The organism is Nitrospirillum guaranorum, from assembly GCF_034653275.1.
Taxonomy (GTDB): domain Bacteria; phylum Pseudomonadota; class Alphaproteobacteria; order Azospirillales; family Azospirillaceae; genus Nitrospirillum.
This window is the reverse complement of record NZ_JAYEES010000002.1, coordinates 474,427-497,126: the sequence shown is the minus strand read 5'-3', so window position 1 is coordinate 497,126 and position 22,700 is coordinate 474,427. Positions and strand designations below refer to the sequence as shown.

21 protein-coding genes are annotated in these 22,700 nt (G+C 69.9%); 8 read left to right on the top strand and 13 right to left on the bottom strand.

Features of this window, described 5'->3' with window-relative positions:
• Positions 1 to 68: 68 nt before the first annotated feature.
• Positions 69 to 1,184: an HlyD family secretion protein gene (locus tag UAJ10_RS07840; RefSeq protein ID WP_322914827.1), complete on the bottom strand. Its 1,116-nt coding sequence runs from the start codon at positions 1,182 to 1,184 to the stop codon at positions 69 to 71.
• 210 nt (positions 1,185 to 1,394) lie between these two features.
• Between UAJ10_RS07840 and UAJ10_RS07835 the strand changes: the two genes are divergently transcribed.
• Positions 1,395 to 1,979 (top strand): TetR/AcrR family transcriptional regulator, encoded by a 585-nt coding sequence (locus tag UAJ10_RS07835; RefSeq protein WP_322914826.1) that lies wholly within the window; start codon positions 1,395 to 1,397, stop codon positions 1,977 to 1,979.
• Here the strand turns inward: UAJ10_RS07835 and UAJ10_RS07830 are convergent, their stop codons facing one another.
• Positions 1,980 to 2,330: an antibiotic biosynthesis monooxygenase gene (locus tag UAJ10_RS07830; RefSeq protein WP_322914825.1), complete on the bottom strand. Its 351-nt coding sequence runs from the start codon at positions 2,328 to 2,330 to the stop codon at positions 1,980 to 1,982.
• Between the two features lie 167 nt (positions 2,331 to 2,497).
• On the opposite strand from UAJ10_RS07830, the gene UAJ10_RS07825 reads away from it, so the two are divergent.
• Complete coding sequence (locus UAJ10_RS07825; RefSeq protein WP_322914824.1) at positions 2,498 to 3,709, top strand: acyltransferase family protein; 1,212 nt, start codon at positions 2,498 to 2,500, stop codon at positions 3,707 to 3,709.
• On the opposite strand, the gene UAJ10_RS07820 is transcribed toward UAJ10_RS07825, so the two are convergent.
• Positions 3,706 to 4,602 carry a ketopantoate reductase family protein gene (locus UAJ10_RS07820; RefSeq protein WP_322914823.1) on the bottom strand — a complete coding sequence of 299 codons (897 nt, stop codon included), beginning with the start codon at positions 4,600 to 4,602 and terminating at the stop codon, positions 3,706 to 3,708. The two genes, UAJ10_RS07825 and UAJ10_RS07820, sit on opposite strands and share 4 nt — an antisense overlap.
• 176 nt (positions 4,603 to 4,778) lie before the next feature.
• Here UAJ10_RS07820 and UAJ10_RS07815 point away from each other — a divergent pair, with 176 nt between their 5' ends.
• Positions 4,779 to 5,522, top strand: a complete 744-nt coding sequence (locus tag UAJ10_RS07815; RefSeq protein WP_322914822.1) for a Crp/Fnr family transcriptional regulator — start codon at positions 4,779 to 4,781, stop codon at positions 5,520 to 5,522.
• Positions 5,523 to 5,530: 8 nt separating this feature from the next.
• On the opposite strand, the gene UAJ10_RS07810 is transcribed toward UAJ10_RS07815, so the two are convergent.
• On the bottom strand, positions 5,531 to 6,817 hold the full coding sequence (locus tag UAJ10_RS07810) for an MFS transporter (RefSeq protein WP_322914821.1): 1,287 nt from the start codon (positions 6,815 to 6,817) through the stop codon (positions 5,531 to 5,533).
• Positions 6,818 to 7,028: 211 nt separating this feature from the next.
• Between UAJ10_RS07810 and UAJ10_RS07805 the strand changes: the two genes are divergently transcribed.
• The 3 genes from UAJ10_RS07805 (at position 7,029) to UAJ10_RS07795 (ending at position 9,768) form a co-directional block, all read left to right on the top strand.
• Positions 7,029 to 7,739 carry a glutamine amidotransferase gene (locus UAJ10_RS07805; protein ID WP_322914820.1) on the top strand — a complete coding sequence of 237 codons (711 nt, stop codon included), beginning with the start codon at positions 7,029 to 7,031 and terminating at the stop codon, positions 7,737 to 7,739.
• Between the two features lie 36 nt (positions 7,740 to 7,775).
• Positions 7,776 to 8,315 (top strand): GAF domain-containing protein, encoded by a 540-nt coding sequence (locus tag UAJ10_RS07800; protein ID WP_322914819.1) that lies wholly within the window; start codon positions 7,776 to 7,778, stop codon positions 8,313 to 8,315.
• A gap of 253 nt (positions 8,316 to 8,568) precedes the next feature.
• The gene (locus UAJ10_RS07795) at positions 8,569 to 9,768 is read left to right on the top strand and encodes an NnrS family protein (RefSeq protein WP_322914818.1); all 1,200 of its coding nucleotides are present in this window, start codon (positions 8,569 to 8,571) and stop codon (positions 9,766 to 9,768) included.
• A gap of 41 nt (positions 9,769 to 9,809) precedes the next feature.
• Here UAJ10_RS07795 and cydB read toward each other — a convergent pair whose 3' ends face one another.
• Positions 9,810 to 10,823, bottom strand: coding sequence for a cytochrome d ubiquinol oxidase subunit II (gene cydB, locus UAJ10_RS07790; RefSeq protein ID WP_322914817.1), 1,014 nt, complete (start codon positions 10,821 to 10,823; stop codon positions 9,810 to 9,812).
• On the bottom strand, positions 10,820 to 12,262 hold the full coding sequence (locus UAJ10_RS07785) for a cytochrome ubiquinol oxidase subunit I (protein WP_322914816.1): 1,443 nt from the start codon (positions 12,260 to 12,262) through the stop codon (positions 10,820 to 10,822). Before UAJ10_RS07785 ends, cydB begins: the two co-directional genes overlap by 4 nt.
• A 385-nt stretch (positions 12,263 to 12,647) precedes the next feature.
• On the opposite strand from UAJ10_RS07785, the gene UAJ10_RS07780 reads away from it, so the two are divergent.
• Both UAJ10_RS07780 and UAJ10_RS07775 read left to right on the top strand, forming a co-directional pair.
• Complete coding sequence (locus UAJ10_RS07780; RefSeq protein WP_322914815.1) at positions 12,648 to 13,112, top strand: Rrf2 family transcriptional regulator; 465 nt, start codon at positions 12,648 to 12,650, stop codon at positions 13,110 to 13,112.
• A gap of 140 nt (positions 13,113 to 13,252) precedes the next feature.
• Complete coding sequence (locus UAJ10_RS07775) at positions 13,253 to 14,086, top strand: metallophosphoesterase family protein (protein ID WP_322914814.1); 834 nt, start codon at positions 13,253 to 13,255, stop codon at positions 14,084 to 14,086.
• A gap of 6 nt (positions 14,087 to 14,092) precedes the next feature.
• Here UAJ10_RS07775 and UAJ10_RS07770 read toward each other — a convergent pair whose 3' ends face one another.
• From UAJ10_RS07770 to UAJ10_RS07740, 7 genes are all read right to left on the bottom strand, one after another.
• Positions 14,093 to 15,067, bottom strand: a complete 975-nt coding sequence (locus UAJ10_RS07770) for a PDR/VanB family oxidoreductase (protein ID WP_322914813.1) — start codon at positions 15,065 to 15,067, stop codon at positions 14,093 to 14,095.
• A 50-nt stretch (positions 15,068 to 15,117) separates the two neighbouring features.
• The gene (locus UAJ10_RS07765) at positions 15,118 to 15,897 is read right to left on the bottom strand and encodes a GntR family transcriptional regulator (RefSeq protein ID WP_322914812.1); all 780 of its coding nucleotides are present in this window, start codon (positions 15,895 to 15,897) and stop codon (positions 15,118 to 15,120) included.
• On the bottom strand, positions 15,894 to 17,036 hold the full coding sequence (locus UAJ10_RS07760) for an aromatic ring-hydroxylating dioxygenase subunit alpha (protein WP_322914811.1): 1,143 nt from the start codon (positions 17,034 to 17,036) through the stop codon (positions 15,894 to 15,896). The genes UAJ10_RS07765 and UAJ10_RS07760 overlap by 4 nt, the downstream gene beginning before the upstream one ends.
• 111 nt (positions 17,037 to 17,147) lie before the next feature.
• Positions 17,148 to 18,413, bottom strand: a complete 1,266-nt coding sequence (locus UAJ10_RS07755) for a ComEC/Rec2 family competence protein (protein ID WP_322914810.1) — start codon at positions 18,411 to 18,413, stop codon at positions 17,148 to 17,150.
• Between the two features lies 1 nt (position 18,414).
• Positions 18,415 to 20,859, bottom strand: coding sequence for a TonB-dependent receptor (locus tag UAJ10_RS07750; protein WP_322914809.1), 2,445 nt, complete (start codon positions 20,857 to 20,859; stop codon positions 18,415 to 18,417).
• 234 nt (positions 20,860 to 21,093) lie between these two features.
• Complete coding sequence (locus tag UAJ10_RS07745) at positions 21,094 to 22,077, bottom strand: FecR family protein (RefSeq protein WP_322914808.1); 984 nt, start codon at positions 22,075 to 22,077, stop codon at positions 21,094 to 21,096.
• On the bottom strand, positions 22,074 to 22,577 hold the full coding sequence (locus UAJ10_RS07740; protein ID WP_322914807.1) for an RNA polymerase sigma factor: 504 nt from the start codon (positions 22,575 to 22,577) through the stop codon (positions 22,074 to 22,076). Before UAJ10_RS07740 ends, UAJ10_RS07745 begins: the two co-directional genes overlap by 4 nt.
• Positions 22,578 to 22,700 lie beyond the last annotated feature (123 nt).

Sequence of the window (22,700 nt, the reverse complement as noted above, 5' to 3'; positions counted from 1 at the left end):
GCGTCAGCGGACTGGAAACTGAGGAAAGCCAAGCCGCCGGACGGCGGCGGCCGGCGCATGAAGGTGTCTCACTTGGTGTTGATGCTGGGCTCGACCGACATGCCGGGGCGCAACTGCACCGCACCCTTGCCGGCGGCGGCATAGGCATCCAGCGTGATCTTCACCGGCACGCGCTGGACGATCTTGGTGAAGTTGCCGGTGGCGTTGTCGGCCGGCAGCAGCGCGAACTTCAATCCGCTGGCGGGGGAGATGCTGTCCACCCGGCCGTGGACGACGACGCCGGGGTAGGTGTCGACCGCGATGTCCACCGGCTGGCCCGGCTTCACATTGGTCAACTGCGTTTCCTTGAGATTGGCGACGACATAGACCTGGTGCAGCGGCACCACCGCCATCAGCTGCGTGCCCGCCTGGACATAGCGGCCGACGCGGACGGAGCGGGCGCCCACCACGCCGTCCACCGGGGCGGTGACGGTGGCGTAGCCCAGGTTCAGTTCGGCCTGATGCTCCGCGGCGCGCGCTTGGTCCACCTCCGTCTCCGCCGTGATCTTCTGGGTCTTCAGCACCTCCACCTGCTGGCGGGCGGCGACAAGGCCGGCCTCGGCCGTGCTGAGGTCGGCATCCGCCTGTTGACGCACGGAGGTCGCCTGCTGCGCCTTCTGCGCGCTGCCGGCGCCGGTGGTGACCAGCTGGTTGAAGCGGTCGCTGTCCTGGCCGGCGAAGGTGGCCGCCGCCTTGGCCGACACCCGGCGGGCGGCGGCCTGGTCGATCAGGGCCTGCTGCAAGGTGATCTGCGCCTGGATGTTGGCCACCTTGGCCTCCGCCGTCTGACGGGCGGCCCGCGCCTGATCCAGCGCCGTCCTCAGGTCCTTGTCATCAATGACGGCCAGGGGCTGGCCCGCCTTGACCACCTGGTTGTCATCCACCAGCACCTTGGCGATATAGCCGGAAACGTGCGGCGCGATGGTGGAGGCGTCGGCGTCGACGTAGGCATCGTCCGTTTCCACCAGGAACCGGCCGGTGCGCCAATAGTCCAAACCATAGTGGCCGGCGGCGGCCAGGGCGGCGATGCCGATACCGGCCAACAGGATACGCTTGAGGGTGCCCCCCACGCGGGTGCCGGCGACATGCGCACCGGCGGCACGGGAGCCGGCAACAGCGGGAGCGGTATCGGTGATGTCGACCATGGAAATCTCCTGAGGAACCGGAAGGGATGTGTTCAAGTTTCGATACAAGTTGGACCGTTTCGTAATTGCCGAACAGTGACGCCTTTGAATACGAGACATACCGTGTCGTAATATCTCGCACCCCTCGCCCCCGCTTCAAATGGGGCCTATGGTGGGCCTGACAGCCGCGTGCGCCCCCTGAGGCCCCGGCCCACAGTCGAGGAGAAACCCATGGCCCCCGTCGGTCGCCCCCGCAGCGACGCCAGCCACGCCGCCATCCTTAAGGCGACCTATGAGCTGTTGCGGGAAGAGGGTTTGGCGCGGCTGACCCTGGACAAGGTGGCAAGCCGGGCGGGCGCCTCGCGCAGCACGCTGTATCGCTGGTGGCCCAGCCGGGGCGCCATCGCCATGGAGGCGACGCTGGACATGCTGAACCAGGAGCTGTCGCTGGAACCCAAGGGCGACAACGCCTTGGCGGAGTTCCGCCGGCTGCTGAAGTCAGTGGCGCGGGCCATGCGGGGCGGCACCGGCCGCATCATGGCCGGCATCCTGGCGGAATGTCAGCGCGACCCCGAAACCCTGCGTCTGTTCAAGGAGAACCTGGTCGCCCCCCGCCGGGCGGAGGTGGTGCCCCTGCTGGAACGGGGCATCCAGGACGGATCCATCCGCCCCGGCGTGGCGCCGCACACCATCCTGGACCTGACCTTCGGCGCCATTTACCACCAGCTGCTGCTGCACGTGCCCACCGATGACGCCTGGATGGACGGCGTCATCGACATCCTGGTGAACGGCATCGCCGCCAAGCCGGCCGCCTAATCAGCCCAAGCGCATGTAGCTGCCCATGTCCGCCTTGATGCCCCACTGGGCCAGGAAGGCGCCGGGGTTGAAGTCCTGACGCCGGTATTCCTCCGCCGCGCGGGCCTTGGCCGCGGCCATCGCCTCTTCGCTTTCCCACTGCACCAGGGTGACGACGCCGTAATCGCCGTCGTCCAGCCGCCATTCATAAAGGCCGTGCTGCAGGCAGCCGGGCTGGCCGTGCAGGAAGCTGTCGATGAAACGGATGCGCGCGATGAAGGCGTCATGCGCCGCCGCCGGCACGGTGAACTTGTCGATGCGATACCGGTGGCTGGCGTCCGCGCACGGGGACTTGGGGGTCTGGGCGCTCATGGCGTCTTTCTCCGACAGGCCGTTCAGAAGCCCCCGCACGCTAATACCTCAACATAAGTTGAGGTCAAGCAGGAAAGGCCGACTACCCAGAACCTATGTGACAACGTTGTCACAACATGCCATGATCTCCCCATAAGAATCGTGGGGGGGGGGAGGACAGGAACGTCATGACCATCGCCGACATCACGCCGTCAGGCGCGCGCGCCGCCATCGGCCAACCCGCCAACCGACTGCTGTCGCTGGATGTGCTGCGCGGCCTGGCCGTCGCCGGCATGATCCTGGTGGTCAGCCCGGGGGATTGGAACAAGGCCTACGCGCCGCTGAAGCACGCGCCCTGGGACGGCTGGACCCTGGCGGACATGGTGTTCCCCACCTTCCTGTTCAGCGTGGGCCTGGCCATCGCCCTGTCCTTCGCCAAGCTGGCCCAGGACCGGCGGGCGGCGGGCATCAAGATCGTGCGGCGGTGCGCGGCGCTGATCGCGCTGGGCCTGGTGTTGAACGCCCTGCCCTATTTCGACCTGGCGCACCTGCGCCTGCCTGGCATCCTGCAGCGCATCGCCCTGTGCTACGCCCTGGCCGCCGCGCTGTGCCTGGCGACCGCCTCGATGGGGCCGGACGGCCGCGCGGCAGTGAACCGGCGGGCGCTGCTGATCGCCATGGCGATCATCCTGCCGGGCTATTGGGCGCTGCTGGCCTGGGTGCCGGTGCCGGGGGTGGGGGCGGGGCATCTCGACCCCGGCGGCAACCTGGCCTCATGGATCGATCGCGGCGTGTTCACGGTGCCCCATCTGTGGCCCTATGGCACCGATGCGGCCGGCGCGGTCGTCTATGATCCGGAGGGCCTGCTGTCCACCGTGCCCGCCACGGTCAACGTGCTGCTGGGTGTGCTGGCCGGCACGATGCTGCGGGCCACCGCCGGCACATCCAAGGGCCGCCTGTCGCTGTTGGCGGCCGCCATCGGCCTGATGGGGATCGGCCTCGCGCTGGATCCGGCCTTCGTCATCAACAAGCGCATCTGGACCAGCAGCTTCGCCCTGTTCAGCGGCGGCTTCTCGCTGGCCGTGCTGGTCGTCCTGTTGGCGTTGCTGGACCGGGGGCCGGCGCCCGTACCCCAAGCCCTGACGCTGCCCTTCCGCGTGCTGGGCGGCAACGCCATCCTGGCCTTCACTCTGTCGCAGGCCCTAAGCGCCATCGGGGGTGTGCCCTTCATCGCCGGCCCCCAGGGCCCCATCACCCCCCAGGGCTGGGGCGATGGGTTGGCGGGGGCGGTGATCGCCGACCCCTACCTGGCCTCTTTCGCCTGCGCACTGGGCATTTTGGGCCTGGTGGTGCTGGCGCTATCGCCCCTGCACCGCCGGGGCCTGCATGTCCGGCTTTAGGCGGCCTTGGCCTCCAGCAGCTTGACCAAGGCCAGCAGCGTCCGGTTGGCCGGCGTGGGAATGCCCAGGGCCGCGCCCTGGCGCACGACGTGGCCGTTCAGGTAATCGATCTCGCTCCGCTTGCCCCGCGCCAGATCCTGGGCGGTGGAGGAGAATTGGTTGGGCATGGCCGCGGCCAGGGCCATGACCCGATCCAGGATGTCGGCGCCCACGGCGATGTCGCCGGCACGCGCCACGGCCACAGCCTCGGCCACCACGTCGGCCATGACGGCGCGCACCTCGGGCACGGTCACCATGGTGCCGTAGGTCACCTGCGCCACCGCCGACATGGCGTTGTAGGCGCAGTTGATGATCAGCTTGTCCCACAGGGCGGCGGTGACGCCGGCCGACACCGTGGCCGGAATGTTGGCCGCGCGCAGCACCTCGGCCACCCGTTCACTGTCCGGACCCGTGCCCAGGATCAGGTCGCCCCGGCCATGGTGGCGCACATGGGCGGGCCCCGCCATGTCGGTCGCGACATACACCACCACCGGCACCACCGGCCGGTCCAGCACGGCGGCCAGCCGTTCGGCGTTGTCGACACCGTTCTGCATCGCCAGCACCACGGCGCCCGGCTTCAAATGGGGCAGCATGGCGCGCCCCGTCGCCTCGGTATCCGCGGACTTCACACAGAACAGCACCAGGTCGGCATCGGCCAGCGCCTCCGGCCCCGTGGCGGCGCCGACGGCGACCTGGCCGTCGAACCCATCCTTCATCTGCAGCCGCAGGCCATGCGCCCGCGCCGCGTCCACCAGGGCCGGCCGGCCCACCAGGGTGACGGCATGGCCGGCCCGGGCCAGCAGCCCGCCGAAGAAGCAGCCGACCGCGCCGGCCCCAATGACACCGATGTTCATCCTGAGTTTCTCCCGTGGGGTGGCGCGTCTTTCGCTACGCGGCGTTGCGGTTAAGGTGCGGGGGGACCGGGGGCGGCGCAACGGCCCATCGCTCATCCCTCCCCCGCCGAAAGCGCATCCGCTGGACCGGTTCCCGCCCTTCACCGTCCCCGCCGGCCGGGCTATCCTGCCGCCCCATGCCGTCCGCCGCCCCCCACGCCGCCCCGTCCCCAAGCGCCGCCTGGCCCCCCCAGGCGCTGGCGGGGATGGAGCTGTTCCGGGGCCTGGAGGTGCCCGCCCTGGCGGAGGTGATGGCCGTGGCCCTCATCCGCACCGTGCCCCGCCACACGCCGCTGTTCCACCAAGGCGATCCGGCCCAGCACTGCCACGCCTTGCTGAGCGGCGGGGTGCGCATCAGCCAGACCAACGCCGCCGGCGCCCAGGTGGCGTTGCGCTTCATTGGCGCCGGCGAGATGTTCGGCAGCGTGCCGCTGTTCACCGACCGCCTCTATCCGGCCGACGCCGAAACCGTGGCCGACAGCGTGGAGATCCGCTGGACCGAGGCGTCCTTGCGCCAGCTGATCACCCGCCACCCGGCCATCGCCCTGAACCTGGTGACGGTGATCGGCCGCCGGCTGATGGAGGTGCAGGACCGCCTGCGCGAGGTCACCACCGGCAGGGTGGAGCAGCGCCTGGCCCGCGCCCTGCTGCGCCTGGCGGCCCGCAGCCAGGCGTCCGACGCCGGCACCGCGCTGGCCTTCCCCGTGACGCGCAAGGATTTGGCGGAACTGTCCGGCACCACCCTGCACACCGCCAGCCGCACCCTGGCGGCATGGGAAAAGCGGGGCTGGCTGTCCAGCGGCCGCGCCGATGGGCGGCCCCGGATCACCCTGCACGACCAGGCGGCGTTGGCCGCGGTGGCGGAAGAGGGGCGGGAATAGCGGCGCGATCAGGCCTGGACCGGCTGCTCCGCCCCCTCGCCCGCCCTTTCGCCCGCCCCTGGGTCCACCCCAAGGCCCGTCCCTGCCCCGGGCCGGAAGAACAGCGCCAGCAGCACGGCCCCAGCCAAGGCCAGGGCCGTCGGCACCAGGAACAGCGTGCGGTAGTCGACCGCCGCTTGCGGCCCCGCGGCCGTTTCCACCACCACCGTCCACCGGCTGGACAACGCGGGGAAGACGAGGCTGGCGATGACGTTGCCGACGCCCAGGATCAGCAGGTTGAACAGCCCCTGGCCGCTGACCCGGACATCCTTGGGGAAGGCGTCGTCGACGAAGATGTACACGGTGGCGAAGAAGAAGGCGTAGCAGACGCCGTGCAGCAGCTGCACCGCCACGATGGCGGGCACGCTGTCCGCCAGGAAGGCGAAGACCAGGAAGCGGGCGGCATGCCCCAGGATGCCGATGATCATGGTCAGCCGCCAGCCCAGGCGGGCCAGCACCCAGCCCAGCACGGCCATGGTCGCCATCTCCGCCACCTGGCCCAGGCTCAGCACCACCATGCTGAGGTTGCCGGCGATGCCCACGCGGTTGGTGAGGAAGGCGTCGGACATCACGAAATAGCCGTTGTGGACCACAGCGTCCAACAGCGTCACCAGGAACAGTACGGCCACCGCCGGCTGGCGCAGGCAGGCGATGGCCCGGCGCCAGGCCAGCCGGTCGACCGCGCCCTCGCGCCGGGTCCCGTCGCGCAGGGGTGGGGTGTGCGGCAGGGCCAGGGCGTAGGCCGCCATGGCGAAGGAAAGGAGGGCGGCGACCAGGAAGATCCAGCGCACCTGGTCCGCCGTCGCCTGCGCGCCCAGCAGGAAGACGAAGGGCCAGCTGGCCAGCACCCAGCCCAGCGTGCCGCCCATGCGCACCGCCCCGAACTCCCGCGCCGGCTGCGCCAGGTTGGCGAAGGCCAGGGTATTCGCCACCGACAGGGTGGGCACATAGACCAGGCTGTAACCCAGGAAGCAGGCGAAGAAGGGCCAGAAATCGGTGGCGAATCCCGCCCCCACCAGGCACAGCCCGCCGACCAGATGGCTGGCCGCCAGGAAACGCTCCGCCGAAAAGCGGCGATCGGCGAACTGGTTGGAGAAGAAGATGCCGATGACCGACGCGATGCCCCAGGCGCTGCCCACCAGGGCCTGCCGGCCCGGCCCGAAACCCAGCATGGTCATGTAGGGGAACAGCTTGGGCGCCCAGGCGCCCCAGATGGCGATCTGCAAGGCCATCATCACCAGCAGGCGCGTCCTCATGCCCCTCCCCCTTTATCCGTTTGCCGCCCATCCCTGCGGCTTGGCCCGACTCATAGGGCTGATTGGCCCTCATGTAAACCTTTACATCGATAGCTGAGCGGTTAGACGCCCACGACATGCGCTGCCGTGGCCGCAGCAAAATCCCCTACCCGCCGTCCTTTCCCGCCCTCTATAACGAACCCTCCATTCCGGCACCGGAGGTTCCGTTCCCATGTCGCGTACCAGGAAAGCCGTGGCGCTGCGCCATGTGGCGTTCGAGGATCTGGGCCTGCTGGCGCCCGTGCTGGCCGCCGGCGGCTGGGATGTCGACTATCGCGAGGCGCCGGTGGATGACTTGGCCGACCCGGCCATCGCAGATGCCGATCTGCTGGTGGTGCTGGGCGGCCCCATCGGCGTGTATGAGGAAACGGAACATCCCTTCCTGACCCGGGAGATCGCGCTGCTGGAACGGCGGCTGGTGGCGGGGCGGCCGGTGCTGGGCATCTGCCTGGGCGCGCAGCTGATGGCCCGCTCCCTGGGATCCCGCGTCTATGCCGGTCCCGCCAAGGAGATCGGCTGGGGCGCCTTGGACCTGACCGAGGCCGGGCACGCGTCCTGCCTGGCGCCCTTGGGGGAGCCGGGGGCCCAAGTGCTGCACTGGCACGGCGACACCTTCGACCTGCCGCCAGGCACCACCCGCCTGGCCGGCAACGGCCTTTATCCCAACCAGGCCTACAGCCATGGCACAAACGCCCTGGCCCTGCAGTTTCATATCGAGGCCGATCCGGCGCGCCTGAACCTGTGGTATGTCGGCCACGCGGCGGAGCTGTCGGCCGCGCGCCTATCGGTGCCGGAGCTGCGCGCCGCCGGAACTGTGATGGCCGCCCGCGCCGCCGACCAGGCGTCGCGTATATTCACCCCCTGGCTGGCGCGGCTGGACTGAGCCCGCGCCATCATTCGCCCCCAAGGACGCCTTCCCATGTTCCAAGCCCGCACCAGCGACACCCCGCGCGACAAGGCCACGCTGTACAGCGACCTGAAATCCGACCTCAGCGGCCTGCTGACCGATGAGCGCGACGCCATCGCCAACGCCGCCAACCTGTCGGCGCTGCTGTTCACCACCCTGCCCGACCTGAACTGGGCCGGGTTCTACTTCATGCGCAACGCCGCGCCCAAGACCCTGCATGGGGGCAACCTTGGCGGCACCCGCGAGCTGGTGCTGGGCCCGTTCCAGGGCAAGCCGGCCTGCGTGCGCATCGCCGTGGGCCGGGGCGTCTGCGGCACCGCCGTGGAACGGCGCCAATCCGTGCTGGTGGAGGATGTGCACGCCTTCCCCGGCCACATCGCCTGCGACGCGGCCTCGCGCTCCGAACTGGTGGTGCCGCTGATCCTGGACGGCCAGGTGCTGGGCGTCATCGACCTGGACAGCCCCAATCCGGCCCGGTTCGACGCTGAGGACCAGGCCGGCATCGAGGCCCTGGCGGAGCTGTTCGTCACCGGCAGCGACTGGCCGCTTTAACGGTCGCCCTGCGGGCGCGGGCATCCGCCCGCTTGCCATCCTCGCTGCGCCCCCCTGAACGTTAACTGGGGGTGCTCGCTCCGGCGGCGGCCATCGCGGCCTGGCTGACAGGCGTCGGCGTCACCCTTGCGGGCGCGGGTCTGGTGGCGCGCCGTACCAGGTGTTTGCGCCAGCACAACGATGAAGGGGGAGGGAAGGCCCACCCTGATCAGGATCGCGCCGGGTTCGGCGCTTCCGTTCGGAGGGTTTTCCCATGGTCCCCGCGTCCCGCCCCTATGCCGGCCCCATGCTGCTGGCCGAGGGCTTTCGTCCGTTCTTCCTGGCGGCGGCGGTATGGGCCGCCGTCGCGCTGGGCCTGTGGGTGGCGCTGCTGAGCGGCGCCGTGGTGGGGTCCACCGCCCTGGATCCGCTGGCCTGGCATATCCATGAAATGCTGTTCGGCTTCGTCATGGCGGGCGTCGCCGGCTTCATCCTGACCGCCATTCCCAACTGGACGGGCCGGCTGGGCCTGCGCGGGATGCCGCTGGCGGCCCTGGTCGGCCTGTGGCTGGCCGCCCGCGCGCTGGCGCTGGTGAGCCTGGTGTCGACGCCGCCGGCGGCCCTGACGGCGGTGGTCGACGCCGGCCTGCCCTTGGCCCTGGCCGTCTATGCCGCACGCCAGGTGGTGGCCGCGCGCAATTGGCGGAACCTGGTGATGACCGTGCCCCTGGTTGTGCTGGCCGTGGCCGACGGGCTGATGATCAGCGAGGGGGCGGGCGCGGCGGTGCCGCGCGGCCTGGGCTGGCGCCTGGGCCTGGCCGCCGTCATCATCCTGATCTCCGCCATCGGCGGGCGCATCATCCCCGCCTTCACCCGCAATTGGCTGGTGAAGCGGGGCGCGGACGCCCTACCACCAGCCAACCCCGGCCTGGTGGACAAGCTGGCGCTGGCTAGCCTGCATACGGGACTGCTGGCCTGGGCCTTCCTGGCCAATGGCCGAGGCGCGGCCATCGCCGGCGGCCTGCTTTTGCTGGCCAGCGCCCTGAACCTGGCGCGGTTGGCCCGCTGGCGGGGATGGGTCACGCTGGCCGAGCCGCTGCTGACCGTCCTGCACCTGGGCTATCTGTGGGTGGTGGTGGGGGCGGCGCTGCTGGGCGGCACGCTGCTGAGCGCCGCCGTGCCCGCCGCCGCCGCCATCCATGCCCTGACCGCCGGGTCCATCGGCACCATGATGCTGGCGGTCATGAGCCGGGCGTCGCTGGGCCACACTGGCCGCGCGCTGACGGCCGACCGCACGACGGTTGGGATCTACCTGATGGTCAACGGCGCCGCGCTGTCCCGCATCGTCGCCAGCCTGATGGGCGGCCTGCCCATGCCGTTGCTGGGCCTGTCTGCCCTGTTGTGGATCGCGGCCTTCGTCCTGTTCGCCGGCCACTACACCCCCTATTGGTGCCGCCCCCGCGTTACGGCCTGAGCGGGTGGCGGGACCGGCGCTGGGCCGGTCCCGCCACCGCTTCAATGATAACCCGCATCCGCCTTCACCTTGCCGCGGAAGACCCAATAGGACCAGCCGCTGTACAGCAGGATGACGGGCAGCAGGAACAGCGTGCCCACCAGCAGGAAGGCCTGGGTGCTTTCCGAACTGGCGGCGTCCCACAGCGAATATCTGTGGGGCACGATGTTGGGCCACAGGCTGATGGCCAGGCCCAGGTAGGCGGTGATGAACAGGCCGATGCCGTAGACGAAGGGCCAGGCGTGATGGTCCCGGCCCAGGCTGCGCCAGGTGGCCCAGGCCAACACCGCGCTGGCCAGGGGCACCGGCGCCAGGAAGACGATGTTGGGCCAGGTGAACCAGCGCTGGGCGATGTCGGGCTCGGCATAGGGTGTCCACAGGCTGACGACGCCGATGCCGACCAGCACCAGGATCAGCGCCCGCCGCCCCTGCACCCGCGCCCAGTCCTGCAGCTGCCCCTCGGTCTTCAGGATCAGCCAGCCGGCGCCCAGCAGGGTATAGCCCGCCATCAGGGCCACGCCGGTCATGACGGAAAAGGGCGTCAGCCAATCGAAGGAGCCGCCGGTGAACTGCCGGCCTTCGACCTGGAAGCCCTGGATGAAGGCGCCCAGCACCGTGCCCTGGGCAAAGGTGGCGACGGCGGATCCGTAGGCGAAGGCGTTGTCCCAGAAGCCCCGGTGCTCCTTGTCCTTGAAGCGGAATTCGAAGGCCACGCCGCGGAAGATGAGGGCCAGCAGCATCAGGAGCACGGGGAAGTACAAGGCCGGGATGATGATGGCGAAGGCCAAGGGGAAGGCCGCCAGCAGGGCCAGGCCGCCCAGGATCAGCCAGGTCTCGTTACCATCCCAGATGGGGGCGATGGAGTTCATGATGATGCCGCGCGACGTGCTGTCCGGGTTCAGGCCGTAGAGCATGCCCACGCCCAGGTCGAAGCCGTCCAGCAGCACGTAGAAGAAGACGCCGGCGCCCAGGATCACCGTCCAGACGCCGACCAGATCCAGAATGGGGCCGTTCATGACGCCTCTCCTTCGGGGTGAATGCCAACGGGGGCGGTAACATGGACCAGCGGCAGGGCCTCCACCGGCTGGGCCGGCCGACCGCTTTCCACCGGCGTGTCGTTTTCCACGTCATGGTCCAGCGGACCGTTGCGCACGATGCGGCGCAGGAACAGCAGACCTGTGGGATAGATCAGCAGGTAGACAGCCATGTACATCAGCAGCGACAGGATCACGTCGGTGCCGCTGAGCGACGGCGTCACTGAGTCCGCCGTGCGCATCAGGCCGTAGACAGTCCAGGGCTGGCGCCCCACCTCCGTCGTGGTCCAGCCGGCCAGCACGGCGATGAAGCCAAGAGGCCCGGCCCATTGCAGGCCCCGCAGGTACCACCCGGTCGTGTAAAGCCGCCCGGACCAGCGCAGCAGCCAGCCCACGCCGACGATGGCCAGCATGGCCAAGCCCACCCCCACCATGACGCGGAAGGCCCAGTAGACGACGATCACCGGCGGACGTTCGTCGGCGGGGAAATCCTTCAGCCCCTTCACCGCCCCATCCCAGTGGTGGGTGAGGTACAGGCTGCCCAGCTTGGGCACGGTGATCTCGAAATGGTTGGTTTCCGCCTTCTGGTCGGGGAAACCGAACAGCGAAGCCGGGACGCCCTGCCCGCCCTCCCACAGCCCTTCCATGGCCGCCAGCTTGGCCGGCTGGTGTTCCAGGGTGTTCAGCCCGTGCATGTCGCCCAGCACGATCTGCAGCGGCACGAACAAGGTGAGGAAGCCCAGCGCCATGCGCATCATCACCCGCCCCTCGTCCGGGAAGCGGCCCTTGCGCAGGGTGTAGGCCGCCACCGCCAGCACGACGAAGGCGGTGGTCACATAGAAGCCGCTGACCACGTGGGCCAGGCGGTAGGGGAAGCTGGGGCTGAAGATGATGTCCACCCAGCTGGCGGGGAAGAAGCGCCCGTCGACGACGGTGTAGCCCCGGGGCGTCTGCATCCAGCTGTTCACCGCCAGGATCCAGAAGGTGGAAAGCAGGGTGCCCAGGGCCACCATGCTGGCGGCGATGAAATGAGCCCAGGGCGGCACCAGCTTGCGCCCGAACAGCAGCACGCCCAGGAACGCGGCCTCCAGGAAGAATGCCGTCAGCCCCTCATAGGCGAACAGCGGCCCCACCACGTTGGAGACGGCGTCGGTGAAGCGGCTCCAGTTCGTGCCGAACTGGAAGGGCATGACGATGCCGCTGACCACGCCCATGCCGAAGGTGACGGCGAACACGCGGATCCAGAACTTGGAAATTCTCAAATAGACGGGATTCTTGGTCCAGGCGTGCAGCCCTTCCAGCATGGCGATGTAAGAGGCGATCCCCACGGTGAAGGCCGGCAGCAGGATGTGCCAGGCCACCACCCAGACGAATTGCAACCGGGACAGGATCAGGGGATCCAACAGGCGGTCGGTGGACATGGGACTGGTCTCCTTCTCGAATGCCACCGGGGGGTGGAGCCCGTCCGCGGTTGAAAATGCCCCCGGCGTTGACGCCCGCTCAAGATCCGCTTGATCGGGCGAACCGTCCATCGGTCAAACTGTCTAAGGCATTGAGCCCAAGGAAGATTGACGAATTCGGTGCCGAATTGTCCGAACAGCACGGCATCTTCTCCGCACGGCCCCGGCCAGCGGCCGGCTTCACCGGCTGGCGGGGGACACCCCTGCATGCCGACATCGCCCCCAATGGGGATGAGACGCCCGGTGCATGAGACGATTATGGGAAAACCAGATTGGAGCGGACGGCGCCATGCCCTATAACGATAGGGTATAGATGTACTATATTCATACTGTTTTTGAGGCGCCCATGCGGCTGTCGAGTTATACGGATTACGCGCTGCGCACGCTGGTGTTCCTGGCGCTGAAATCAGACGGCCTGGCCACCATCAAAGATATCGCCCAGACCTACGACATCTCGAAGAACCACCTGATGAAGGTGGTGCACCAGCTGAGCCAGCTGGGATACGTCGAGGCGGTGCGCGGGCGGGGTGGCGGGCTGCGCCTGGGCCGCAAGGCCGAAGACGTCCGCCTGGGCGAGGTCGTCCGCGCCACGGAGCAGGAGCTGGACATCCTGGAGTGTTTCTCCAGCACCTCACCCGCCCTGTGCCGCCTGAATCCCACCTGCGTGCTGAAGTCCGCCTTGAAGGAGGCGTTGCAGGCCTTCCTGGCCGTGCTGGACGATTATACCTTGGCCGACCTGGTGAAGCCCCGCCGCACCCTGGCCGGATTGCTGGATTTGCCGCTGCCCGCCGGTCTGGCCGGGACCGCCTGATCTTCCCCCGTGCCCGACCGTCGCTGGCCCACCGGCCGCCCATCCGCGCAACGTCGCCCTGACGGCAACGATGGTGACAGGGGGCCGCCCAGCCCTTACCGTCGGTTTCACCCCCGCATCCATGCCGGATGTCACTCGCGATGCTGAACCGACTGCGCGCCGCCCTCAAGCCGGCCCAGGCCCGCCCCGACCAGACGGCGCCCCGGGCACCGGACGGGCATGTCCTTTACGCCGTGGGCGATGTCCATGGCGAGCTAGGGCTGCTGCGCCAATTGCTGGATATCATCGCCCGGGATCACGCCCGGATGGTGGAGCGCCACGGCCCCCTGACGGCCGTGCTCATCATGCTGGGCGACTACGTCGACCGGGGCCCCGACAGCCGTGGGGTGGTCGACCTGTTGCGCGGCGGCGCCGACCCGGCGGGCCGCACGCTGGATGACCTGCTGCCCGGCTTCACCCACCACTGCCTGCGCGGCAATCATGAACAGTCCATGCTGGACTTCCTGGACGACCCCATGGCCGCCCTGCGCTGGCTGGACTTCGGCGGCCCGGCCACCTTGCGCAGTTATGGCCTGCCCGTCGTGATGGAGGGGCCGGCCGTGCTGCAGGCCGTGGCGCTGAGCGAGGCGCTGGCCGCCCAGCTGCCGCCATCGCACCGCCGCTTCCTGGACAGCCTGGCCTATCAGGTCATCTATGGCGACTATGCCTTCGTCCACGCCGGTATCCGCCCCGGCCGGCCCCTGGCCGACCAGACGGCGGAAGACATGCTGTGGATCCGCGCGCCCTTCATGCTGGCCGAGGGGCCGCATGAGAAGGTCATCGTCCACGGCCATACCATCGTGCAGGATGTCGACATCCTGCCCCAGCGCATCGCCGTCGACACCGGCGCCTACCGCAGCGGCCGCCTGTCCGCCGTTGTCCTGCACGGCCCCGATGTGCGTGTCCTGGACGCCCATCGGGCCGTATCGCTGTAATCGCCCTTATCCAACCCCGTCGCCGGTATCCAGCGTCACCGTGCCGGTGGCGCGGGAAACGCAGACGCACATCTGGTGGCCCTCCGCCTTCTGCCGGTCGCTGAGGAAAACGTCGCGGTGGTCCAGGGCGCCGCCGGCCACATCCAGCACATCCAAGGCGCAGAGTCCGCACTCCCCCCGGCGGCAGTCGTACATCAGATCCGCGCCCGCCTCCTGCAAGGCCGACAGCAGGGTCTGGTCGGGGCGCACGGTCACCGTCAGGTTCAGGCGCGGCACCCGGGCGATGAAGGGCTGGGCCGACGCGGCGCCACCGGCGCCGAAGGTCTCCAGCCGGAAGTCGGCCAGGGGCCGGCCCAGGGCCGTCCAGGCCTGCCGCGCCGCCGCCATCATGGGGGCGGGCCCGCAGATATAGACCTCACCCCCTGGCGCCACCCGCGCCAGCTCGGCGGGGAAGTCGATCGACTGGCCGTCCGCATTCAGGAAGACCGTCAGCCGATCGCCCAGCAAATCCCGCAACTCGTCCGCGAAGGCCAGGTCGCCTGCGCGGCGCGCGGCGTATAGCAGGCGGACGGCGGCGCCCCGCCGCGCCAGGGTGCGCGCCATGGCGAAAATGGGCGTGATGCCGATACCGCCGGCGATCAGCAGGTAGTCGGGCCGGCCGGCCGAAAGCTGGAAATGGTTCAAGGGCGCGCTGACCGTCAGCCGGACGCCGGGCGCCAGCCCCCACATGTAGGCCGAGCCGCCCCGGCTGTCCGGCAGCCGTTTCACGGCGATGCTCAGGATGCCGTCGCCCGGCTCCCCCACCAAGGAATAGTGGCGCACATCCGGCTGGCCGCCGATCAGCACCTGCACCTGGATATGCGACCCGGGGCCATAGGCCGGCACCGGTCCCTCCGGCTGGATGTCCAACCGCCGGACGCCATCCGCCACGTCGCGGGTGGCCAGCAGACGTGCCGCCCCCCATTCCGCCTTGAATCCCATGCCTCGTTTCCCTCCCGTAATATTTTTCAGCGCCGCCCAGCGATATGTGTTCACCGCCGCCCAGCGGCGAGGCGCAGCAGCGATCCGCCGGGCAGGCCGTCCAGCCGGTCGCGGTCGTCCAGCGCGGCGCGCAGCCGGCGCTGGGCCACGCGAGCATGCTCGGCGGCCAGCGCCTCGGCCCGCGCGCCCTCGCCGCGGCCGATGGCCTCCAGCAACAGGCGGTGCTGTTCCTGGGCCACCACCAGGGTGTCCCGGCCCGCCGCCTCGGTGGCGTGCAGTTGCACGAAGGCGGACGGACCGGCGAAGGGCTGGGCCGCCGCCTGGTCCACCGCGCGCGCCACCACGCCGCTGCCCGCCAGGCGCACCAGTTCCGCATGGAAAAAGGCGTTGAGGCGGACGTACTCGTCAAAGTCCGCCTCGCTCAGCGCCGGCTGGGCCACCACGCGGTCCAGCGCCGCCACGCAGTCACGCAAGGGCCCCAGGGCGGCGGCGGTGGGCCGGCGCTCCGCCGCCAGGCGGGCGGCCAAACCCTCCAGCGTGCCGCGCACCTCGATGGCGTCGGCCAGGTCGGCGGCGGTGAAGGCGCGCACGACGAAGCCGCCACTGGCCCCGGGCGCCACCAGCCCCTCCTGCGCCAGCCGCTCCAGGGCCAGGCGTACCGGCGTGCGCGACACGCCCAGCCGCTCGACCATGGCCGGCTCGGACACGCGCTTGCCGGGCGGCAGCTCGCCCGCCAGGATCAGCTCACGCAGGCCCTGCTGCGCCCGCGCCACCTGCATGCCCCGGCCCTCTTCCTCCGCACCCGGAGAACCCGGAGGTGGCGGCCTCATTCCGCGGCCTCCGCCCGCCGGGGCTGCTCGGCCGCGATCATGCGGTCGATCAGGCGGCGCGCCCACATGCCGCCGGCATCGATGTTCAGATTGTAGAAGCGGCGGTCCGGATGGCTTTCGATGGCGCGCTGCTGCGCCTCCAGCACCTCTTCATCCTCGCCGAAGATGCGGTGCACGCCCTCGCGCAACTCATGGGTCAGGCGCTGTTCGCCCAGGCGATAGTTGCGGCAGAAGGCCCAGAAGTAGTGGCAGCTGCCGTCCGCCTCGGGCGTGATGGTGTTCAGCACAAAGCCGTTGACGCCCTGGCTGCGGTCGCCCTCCGGCGCGCCGGTGCCGGCGGGCGCCACGCCCACGTCGATGGCGATGGTGCAGGGGGCCTCGAAGTTGATGATCTGCCAGCGGTCGACCTTGCCCGGCTTGCCCAGCTGGGCCGCCCAGAAGGGCGGCGGGTCGATGCCGTGCATCCAACGGGTGACGGTGGCGGTCTTGTCGGTGTGGGTCACCTGGAAGGGCGCCTCGGCCACCGCGTCGTTGCCGATGCTGGAGCCGTGCACGAAGGTTTCGTGCGTCAGGTCCATCAGGTTGTCCAGCACCAGGCGGTAGTCGCACCTCACCGTGATCAGGCGGCCATCGCCGGCCCAGTCGGGATCATGGTTCCAATGCAGGTCGGGCACCAGCGCGGGATCGGCCAGGGCCGGATCGCCCATCCACACCCAGATGAAGCGGTGCCGTTCCACCACCGGATAGGATCGCACACAGGCCGCCGGGTTCAGCGTTTCCTGGCTGGGCATGTGCGTGCAGCGGCCATTGGCGGCGTATTCCAGGCCGTGATAGCCGCAGCGCACGCCGTCACCCACCAGCCGCCCCTTGGACAGGGGCACCAGCCGGTGCCAGCAGGCGTCGGCCAGGGCCACGGGGGTGCGGTCCAGTTGGCGGTAGAACACCAGTTGCGTGCCGCAGATGGTGCGCGGGAACAGCGCCCGCCCCACCTCATGGTCCCAGGCCGCCGCGTACCAGGCGTTGTCCGGCCATGCCTTCGCCGCCGTATCCGGCCCCGAGGCCCCGGAAACCCCGGAAACCAACGAACGTCCCGTCACCCAGGACTGGCCCCCACCCTGCGCGTGATCGTCCCGACCCATGGCACCGCTCCTCCACATTTGTTATGGAGCATATGTACCTTACCATGAAGATGCATGCAACTCGAGTCTTTGTGGCCCGAATATCGTCTTAAATATCGATTCCTGTATACATCATGCCCTGCAGGCATAAGGCCCGCAGGCCAGGGTGATGCCGCCCTCCTCTCGCGTGGAATCCAGGACGAAAATGCGATAGCTGCCGCCGCCGGGCGCCACCCGCACCACCACGTGGCCCTGACGGCTGCGCAGGGCCGGCAGGAAGCGTTCGTTGACCTGGGCCGCCGCCGGCAGCAGCTCGGTGGCGAAAACGTCGCGGGGGCTGGCCCCCGGCCAGGCGTTGGTCAGCCGTTCCATCTGCGCCATGCCCGGGTGGGTGGCGTGCCAGGAGGGGATGACGTAGGCCTGGGCGTCCAGTAGGCGGACGAAGTCCGGCCCGCAGGCGTCGAAATAGCCGTGATGGTCGGCCACCGCCACCTCCACCCGTCCGCAGGCGGCCGCCACGGGCGTTTCCACATCCATCCAGGGGAAGCGGCCGTCGCGGGTGGACGCCGTCAGGTCGCCGCCGGTGAAATAGCCGAAGCGGCCATAGTCCAGGCGCAGGGCCAGGGACATCATGTTCTCCACCGGGCGGTCGGCAGGCGGGCGGTCGGCAGGCGCCAGCGTGGCGCCGTCGGGAAACAGCGCCCGGCTGTCCCGCCCCCGCCCGGTCCACACACGGCCGTTGCCCGCCAGGACCCGGATGGCGAAACCCGGCACCGGCGTGCGCGGCCGGATCTGCTCCAGCGACCCCACCCGCGCCGCCGCCACCGCCCGGCCGGCCCGCACCCGGGCATCCAGCCAGGCGCGGTAGTTGGTGGCGAAGGGGGCGGCCAGCGGCGGCAGGGCGCCGTAGTCTGGATAGGCCCGGTCGATGACCACCGCCGCCGGCATGAGCCGATCGACCTCGCTCAGCCCCGTCAGGCGGTAGTCGCCATCCGGGGCCGGCGCCAGGTCCGGCATCACGTCGCCGACATGGTCGGGATGGATGTGGGTGGCGACCATGTAGTCCAGGCTGTCCCGACCCGCCGCCCGGGCTTGGCGCAGGGCATAACGCGCCACCCATTCCCCCGGCTGGCGGCTGGCGTCCGGCCGGGTGGGGGCGGAGAGCCCCGGCCCGTCATGGTTGGTGCCGCAGTCGATCAGCAGGGTGGTGCCGTCGGGCCCCAGGATGAAGGTGGCGTTGCCCCGGCCGGTGTCGATGTGGTGGATGTCCAGCGTGCCCGGTGTCCAGGGCGGCAGGGCGCCGTCCGTTCCCCCGGCCGCCACGCGCGGCGCGGCCGCCAGCAGCCATCCGCCGGCCAAGCCGGCGCAGAAACCGCGGCGATCGATAGGACCGCCCATCTTAAAACGACGCCGTCAGGGTGGCGCCGAAGGTGCGCGGCGGGCCCAGGTATTCCGACAGCACACCGGCCGTGGACGGTGTCTGCAGGAAGGCGGTGTCGAACAGGTTCTTGCCCCACAGCGTCAGGCGATAGCGCCGGTCCGCCGTTTCGAACGACAGGCTGGCGTTGACCAGGTCATAGGCGGGGACGAACAGCTGGGGGCTTTTGGTCGCGCCGGTGTAGTAGTCGTCCAGCCAGGAATAGCTGACGTTGCCGCCGAGGAAACCCAGGGTGCCCACCGGCGTCTCATAATTGGCCGTCAGCGCCACCTTGTGCTTGGGCGAGGAGCCCAGCGGGTGGCCGGTGTTGTTCACCACCCGGGCGATGAAGAAGTCGTCATAGGCGGTGTCCAGGTAGGAATAGGCGGCGGTCAGGTCCAGGCCCTGGCCGGGATGCAGGCCCAGCTCCAGCTCCGCCCCCTGCGAGGTCGCCTTGGCGGCGTTCAGGATGGTGCCGATGCCGGTGACGGTGTTCTGCACGAATTCCTGCTTGTCCCGGTAATCCAGGTGGAACAGCGCCAGGTTGGCGGTCAGACGCTGGTCCCACCAGCCGGTCTTGGCCCCCACCTCATAGTTCGTGACCTTTTCCGGATTGAAGGGGGTGACGATGGCGGCCAGGCTGCTGGCCTCGGTGTTGTAACCGCCGGAGGTGAAGCCCTTGGCCACGCTGGCGTACAGCATGGTGTCGGACAGCGGGCGCCACGACAGCACGGCACGGGGCGTGAACTGCGCCCAGGCGCTGTCGAGGTCGCCGGTGCGGAAACCCGCCGCCGGCGCCAAATAGTTGGTGCGGACCAGGTTGCCCTGCTTCTGGTCCAGGGTGTAGCGGCCGCCCAGCGTCAGCTTCACATCCGCCGGCAGGTTGACGGTGCCGTCGAGAAAGCCGGAGATGCTGTCCGTGCCCACCGACTGGCTGGCCAGCTGGTTGGTGCTCAGCGCGCCGGTGCGCGCCGCGTAATTGCGGGTGCCCAGCTGCCGGCTGGCATCCTCGTTCAAATAGTAGAGGCCGGCGACGAAGCTGCCGAAGTCCCATTCCGGGCTGGTGTAGCGCACCTCCTCGGAGAAGTCCTTCACGTCATCGGCATCGTCGTTCATCTGCTGGCTGCCGGTGGTGAGGAAGGCGTAGTTGGTGCCGGTGGAGGAATAGCGTTCCACCGAGCGCGACAGGCGGTAGGCGGTGATGGCCGTGACCGTGCCCTGGCCGACGTCGATCTCGGTGTTGTTGGCGAAGCCGGCCATGTGGCGCGTGAAATTCTGCGGGAAGCCCAGCTCGGAGGTGCGCGGGTCGCCGTCATTGCCCCCGCCCAGCGACGACAGGGTGCGGCCGCCGTTGTGGTCGTCGCTGTAGTCCAGGGTGAACAGCGTCTGCACCCGGCCGGCGCGGGCGCGGAGCTGGCCACGGACATTGGTGTTATCCAGGTCGTCCTCGGCCCGGCCGGTCAGGCGATCATGGCCGTAGCCGTCATGGCTGCGGCGGGAAACCACCAGCTTGGCCGCCATGTCGTCGCCGATGGGGCCGCTGACTAGGGCGTTGAGGTCGACGGCGTCATAGTTGCCGTAGCCGACGGAGACGGACCCCTCCGGCGTGGTGAAGGACGGCTTGCGCGTGTTCAGCAGGATGGCGCCGCCGGTGACGTTACGGCCGAACAGCGTGCCCTGCGGTCCGCGCAGCACCTGCACCGAGTCAAGATCGAACAGGTCAAACATGGCGGCGGAACTGCGGGTGATGAACACATCGTCCAGCACCACCGCCACCGGGCGGTTCACGCCGATCTGGGTGAAGGTGTTGCTGGCGCCGCGGATGGCGATGGTGGGGCTGCTGTAATTGAAGGAGGACACCAGCAGCCCCGGCGTCACCCGCGACACGTCCTGCAGGTTGGTGATGCGCTGGTCGCGCAGGGCCTTGGCCGTCAATGCCGTCACCGCCACCGGCACGTCCTGCAGCTTTTCCTCGCGCCGCTGGGCTGTGACCAGGATTTCCGTCAGGTCGGCGGCGGCGTATTGCGCGCCCTCACCCGCCGCCGCGTGCGGCACGGCCTTGCGCACCACGAGCCCGCCACCGGCGTCCGGCACCACCTCCAGCCCGCTGCCAGCCAGCAGGCGGACCACGGCGTCCCACACGCTCATGCGGCCGTCGACCGCCGGCGCGGTGCGGCCCGCCACCATGTCGGGCGCGAACAGGATGTTGGTGTCGGTCTGGCGCGATAGCGCCTCCAGCGACGCCGCCAGCGGCTGGGCGGGCAGTTGCACCTGGGCCTGCGCCTGGGCAGGGCCGGGCGGCGCCTGGACCTGGGCCTTTGCCGAGGCGGCGGCCCCCACCGCCAGGCAGGCCAGCGCCGTGCCCACGATCAAGGACCGGCGCAGCCGCCCCAGACCAGCCACCATCTTTTCCTGATGAAACGTCATGATCTTCCCCCGAGTGACAGGGCTGATTTCCAGCCTCTTCCCCTCGACGCCGGGGGCCCGCCTTTACCTCACCCCCTTTTGGGAAATTTCATGAAAGTGTCATTGCGTGCTCCCTCAAGCGCCGGGCGCCAGCATCCGCTGGCTTTGGCTTCCTCGCTCCGCCCCTTTTTGAGTTAACCCAGGGGGTGCTCGCTCCGGGGCCGGCAGTCGCCGGCCTGGTCTTGGCAAGCGTTTTTATCGGACCAGCGTCAGCCGGTCCCCCTGCCCCACCACGCGCAAGGCCAAGAGGGTGCCGACGGAGCGGGCGAAGGCGGCGTTGTCGCCCACGCGATAGGTGCCGCTGACCCGCAGGGCCGCCACCTCGGGCGCCACCGCCAGCTTCACGGCGCTGTAGCGGTTCATCTCCGCCACCGCCGCCGCCAGCGTGTCGTCGCGGAACACCGCGCGCCCGCCCTGCCAGGCGATGGCGTCGGCCACGTTGGGCTGGCTCAGCCGCGCGCCGGCCCCTTGGCCCATATCGGCCGCCATCACCAATTGCTGGCCCCCGGCCAGGGTGACCGGTGTGGCATCCCCCAGCAGTCCCGCCACCCGGGCGCCGCCCTCCACCAAGGTGACGGTGACGTCGTCGGCGTCGCGGCGGATGTCCAGCTGGGTGGCGCCCGGCTGGACCTGGACGTGGCGGCCGGCGGCCTCCACCTCGAACGGGCGGGGGTCGGTGGCGGCGGTGGTGAAACTGGCGCGGCCACGCACCAGGGCCACGCGGCGGGCCTTGTCGTCCAGGCGCACGCGGATCTGGCTGTCGGTATCCAGGATGACCCGGGTGCCGTCGGCCAGGGTCACGCGCCGCTGCTCACCCACGGCGGTGCTGTAGACGGTGGCGCCGGCGCGCTGCCAGAAGCCGATGCCCCCCATGGCCAGGACCAGCCCGCCGGCGATGCCGGCCAGGACCAGGCGGCGGTTGGGCGCTGCGGCCGGCGGCGTCGGCGGGTCCAGGCTGGTGCGCTCCGCATGCAGGCCGCCGGCGACCTCCCACACCAGGGTCATGTGCTCGAACGCGGCGGCGTGCGCGGGATCGGCGGCGCACCAGGCGCGAAAGGCCGCCACGGTGTCCTCGGTGCGGTCGGGGGCATGCAGGCGCGCCATCCAGGCGGCGGCCTCGACATCGGCCGCGTCATGCGGCGGCGCGCTATGGGATTGTGCCCGGGCCACCTGTCTCACCACCCCTTCGCCCATTCGGCCAGGGCCAGGGCCGCCTTGGCGATGTGCTTTTCCACGGCGCTCTGGCTGATGCCGAGGCGGGCCGCGATCTCATGGTATTTCAGCCCATCCAGCCGGTGCATCAGGAAAATCTCCCGCGTGCGCGGCGGCAGGCGGGCGATGCCCTCGCGTACCCGGTCCAGGCGCTGGCGGGCGGCGTACACCTCATCCTGCAGGGGGGCGTCGTCGGCCAAGGTATCCGCCAGGCCTTCGTCCAGGGGGGCGACGGCGGTTTGGCGCCGGACGCGGCGGTGCTCATCCAGGGCACTGTTGGCGGCGGCCCGCACCAGGAAGGCCTCGGGATTGCGCACCTGTTCCCGGGCGCGGTAGGCCTCCAGCTTCATGAAGGCGGCGTGCAGATGGTCATCCACGTCCTGCGCGCCCGTCAGCCGCGTCAGCTGCCGGCGCAGGCGCGCCCACAGGGTGCGGCTGGCCAGGTCGTCCTTATGGTGCTGGTCCATAGGCGCGGGAGTCCGTCGGCGGGATGTCGGGGATACACGCGCGTACAATACCGCAGCCGGCGCATCCCGGGAAAGATGCGCCGCGCGAGAACCCCCCGCACCGCCCTGCGGGAGGATCCTCGT